Genomic DNA, 3,173 nt, shown 5'->3' with positions numbered 1-3,173 from the left:
TGCCCCAGCACCGTCTAGACCGATGGCGCCAAAGTGGACACAGTAGGCCCCACCAACGAGTGGTGGAGACTACTTTGTCACCTGAGATAGGAACGGCAGCGAGACGGACGCGTAAAGGTACCCCCAACCACCCCATCGAGTTTCGGCGAGAACTCGCAAAGCTCGCATGTGAGTCAGGTGTCTCGGTCGCCCGATTGGCTCTGGAACACGGGCTCAATACGAACCTGTTATTCAAGTGGCGCCGAGCCTATCAAGCCGCCGACACTGTTACCGGTAGAAGTAGCTCACGAGGAACGCCCAATTGAGAACGCGGCTGCCTTGCCCGTTCAGTCGCAGAGCAAGGCCCAGCCCGTCGTCGCGGGCGTGATTGAGATTTGCGTCGGCATCGTACGCGTGCGTATCGAGGGCACGCCCGACGCAGCCACGCTGCGTGTTGTGTTGCGTACATTGCGTGCCGCTGCTGACGCTGAGAAGTGATCGGTCTTCCTGTTGGCACGCGTGTGTGGCTGGCTGTCGGCGTGACCGACATGCGGGCGGGATTCAACAGCCTCGCCGCCAAGGTGCAGACCGTGCTTGAACGGGATCCGTTCTGCGGACACGTCTTCGTGTTCCGCGGCGAACGCGGGAGTCTCGTGACATAGTGTATCCTTTGTTTAGAAGCCGGGCAGTTTGAGTGACTTATCTGCTTCCTGTCAGACCTTGAAGTGAGGTGGGCGCCGTTCCTTGATAGCCCGTACACCTTCCCTGACGGCTTCGGAATCGAGTGCAGCAACAGGGACCTGCCAGGGCGCCGAGGGCATGAGCTGGGTCGCAGGCAGTATTCCATCACGTATCAGGCGGTGAATCGAGCTCCCGTAGATTCCCAGTCGTCGTGAGGCCTCTTCCACGCTGATCGTCTCCGCATGCGATGCCATCGGATCGAATGGCGCAATTCCTAGCCGTTCGCGCAGTTCGGTAACACGGACCGTGGTCCAGGTCTTGCCGTCTGGCGATTCGCATCGCATGCGGTTCATGGTCACAGCAAGCTCCCTGTCCGGCCACTGCCCACCGAGCTTGCGCATGACTTGAACAGCACTGAAGTGTTGGCTGGATGGATATCGACCAACATTTACCCGTGCGACGCGCAGCTCAGTGTGCCGACCACCCGTCCAATGAACTGTGGCGACCGCTTCATTCGTGATGTCGTCCAGATCAATCACGACTTCCTGAATGAGAATACGGGTCAGCCGCTGCTTTGTCGTAAGCGACATTTGGCGGCCGTCTTGACGATCAGAATTTGATCTCGAAGAGGCGTTCGTTGAGGCCCTGGAGGTCAAAGGCAGCAGGATCGAAACTACCGCCACACCAGTCGAGCAACCGGTGGTGTTCCTCATGAGCGGGATCAATGATCGCGTCGAGGAACTCGATGTAGCCGGGTACGCCGCCAACATCTTCCGGCGGACAGGCATTGCGGCCGCCCAGGCAGATGGGCGAGCGCAGCTCAGGGTCCGGAAATTTTCAAGCTAGTTGTCGCCTCAACGAATAAATTTCAGGCGGCCTGTCTCTCCTGGTTAGGGCGTTGTGGGGCGGCACCCTGGTTGTCAATATGATCCGGGTTCAGATGCACTGCATCTACACGCTGCCAGTTGCGCGTGCGGCGTTTCCAACGAAGCGGATTGCGCTGCCGGGCGCTCTCGTAGAGCGCCGCGCGTCGGTCCAGGATGTCCTGATCGAGATTCGCATGGCGCTGCGCTGGCGTCACGAACCGGATCGCACTGTGACGATGTTCGTGGTTGTACCAGCGCACCAGTGCGCCCACCCAGGCGCGTGCGGCAAACAGGGTATCGAACGCCTTGAGTGGGTAAGCGGGCCGGTACTTCAGGGTCTTGAACAGCGACTCGGAATAAGGGTTGTCGTTGCTTACGCCCGGACGACTCAACGACGGCATGACACCCAGCGCCTGGAGGGTGGCGAGCATCGTCGCGCCTTTCATCGGGCCGCCGTTATCCGAATGCAGAATCACCTGATCGGGCTGTATCGCTTCGCGTGCGCAAAGGTCCCGGAGGACTTCGCTGGCCAGCGCGCTGCTTTCCTCCGCATAGACCTGCCAGCCGACGATCTTGCGACTGAATACATCCAGAAACAGGTACAGATAAAAATACTGTCCACGGATCGTCGTCGGCAAATACGTGATGTCCCAGGAATACAACTGGTTCGGCGCGTCGGCGCAAACCGAACGGGGTTTGCTGCGAGCGTGGGCCGGCCGTTCGCTGCGCCGGTGGGCGAGTTGCTTCTCGGCCTTCAGTACGCGGTAGAACGTCGATTCGGAGGCGATATAGCGTTGCTGGTCTGCCAGTCGCGGCACGATCTGGCTTGGCGGCAGATGACCGAATTCGGGCGAGTTCGCGAGCGCTAGCAGCTCGGCGCGTTCGTCGGCAGAAAGCTTATGGCGCGGTTCATGATGCCGCAACGAGCGCCCGTCCACCGCGTCAGGTTCGCCGCGTTGCCAGCGCTGAAGCGTCCGGGCACTGAGTCCCAAAATGTTGCACGCGCGTGCCTGGCGAGCCCCGGCCAGGGTCGCCTCGCTGATCAGGCTGATCAATTCCCTGCGCTCTTCAGGGGCCGTCATTCGGCCTCGCCCTCGAACAGCGCGCGGTAGTTTTTTTGCAGCACCAGTAGCGCCGCAGCTTCCGCCAGCGCCTTCTCCTTGCGGTTCAACTCGCGCTGCAGCTGGACATTGGCCTGCTTCAGATCCCGCACTTCCTAGGCGCTCTCGCGCCGGCTACCAGTTACACCGACAGTGCAAAAATCCGCTCGCCACTGCACGAGATGATGCGCAAACAGGCCGCGCTCGCGACACCAGCCGCTCAACGCTTCGTCGACCAACCCGTGGCTCTCCTGCAAGGCCATCAGCCGTTCTTCCAGCGACCAGTCCTCAGGACGCTTTGCATGTCCGGAACTCAAGCTCCGGTTCGCGGCGGCTGCACTTCTCATCCATTTCCTCAATGTCAAAACGTTCACGTTCAATTCGTCGGCTACGGCTCCAACCGTTCGGTTGCCGCGCTGCAGGACCTTCGAGAGCGCCTGCTCCCTGAACTCGACAGAATACGTTTGTTTCGCCTTCAACCTGCACCTCTGACTCTTCTTGATAAAGAAATTCAGAGGCGACAACTACTATGACGCCGGGGGGGGGG

General features: G+C 60.3%; 5 protein-coding genes and 1 pseudogene. 3 read left to right on the top strand and 3 right to left on the bottom strand.

The genetic code is table 11. The features are described from left to right. The first annotated feature begins 59 nt into the window (after positions 1-59). From P0D80_RS49150 to tnpB, 3 genes are read left to right on the top strand one after another with little or no spacing between them, the layout of a single operon-like run. Positions 60-305, top strand: coding sequence for a transposase (locus P0D80_RS49150; protein WP_408295737.1), 246 nt, complete (start codon positions 60-62; stop codon positions 303-305). A 13-nt stretch (positions 306-318) separates the two neighbouring features. Then, positions 319-477, top strand: a complete 159-nt coding sequence (locus tag P0D80_RS49145; protein WP_408295732.1) for a hypothetical protein — start codon at positions 319-321, stop codon at positions 475-477. Then, positions 474-641, top strand: coding sequence for an IS66 family insertion sequence element accessory protein TnpB (gene tnpB / locus P0D80_RS49140; RefSeq protein WP_408295729.1), 168 nt, complete (start codon positions 474-476; stop codon positions 639-641). Before P0D80_RS49145 ends, tnpB begins: the two co-directional genes overlap by 4 nt. Positions 642-692: 51 nt before the next feature. Here tnpB and P0D80_RS49135 read toward each other — a convergent pair whose 3' ends face one another. The 3 genes and pseudogenes from P0D80_RS49135 to P0D80_RS49125 all read right to left on the bottom strand — a co-directional run bounded on the left by P0D80_RS49135 (position 693) and on the right by P0D80_RS49125 (position 3,105). Next, the gene (locus P0D80_RS49135; protein WP_408295726.1) at positions 693-1,250 is read right to left on the bottom strand and encodes a hypothetical protein; all 558 of its coding nucleotides are present in this window, start codon (positions 1,248-1,250) and stop codon (positions 693-695) included. 19 nt (positions 1,251-1,269) lie between these two features. Continuing rightward, a complete protein-coding gene (locus tag P0D80_RS49130) occupies positions 1,270-1,479 on the bottom strand; it encodes a plasmid pRiA4b ORF-3 family protein (RefSeq protein WP_408295735.1) in 210 nt (69 codons plus the stop codon). Between the two features lie 49 nt (positions 1,480-1,528). Continuing rightward, a pseudogene (locus tag P0D80_RS49125) lies at positions 1,529-3,105 on the bottom strand (IS3 family transposase). Between the last annotated feature and the right edge of the window lie 68 nt (positions 3,106-3,173).

Origin of the sequence: Paraburkholderia sp. RL17-373-BIF-A (assembly GCF_046030175.1) — a bacterium.
In the GTDB taxonomy this organism is placed as follows: domain Bacteria; phylum Pseudomonadota; class Gammaproteobacteria; order Burkholderiales; family Burkholderiaceae; genus Paraburkholderia.
Note: the sequence above shows the minus strand (reverse complement) of the source record. Positions and strands in the feature narration are given on the sequence as shown.

Bases quoted from the DNA above. Each gene is read 5' to 3' on its own strand.
- P0D80_RS49135 (WP_408295726.1), bottom strand. From the start codon at position 1,250: ATGTCGCTTACGACAAAGCAGCGGCTGACCCGTATTCTCATTCAGGAA.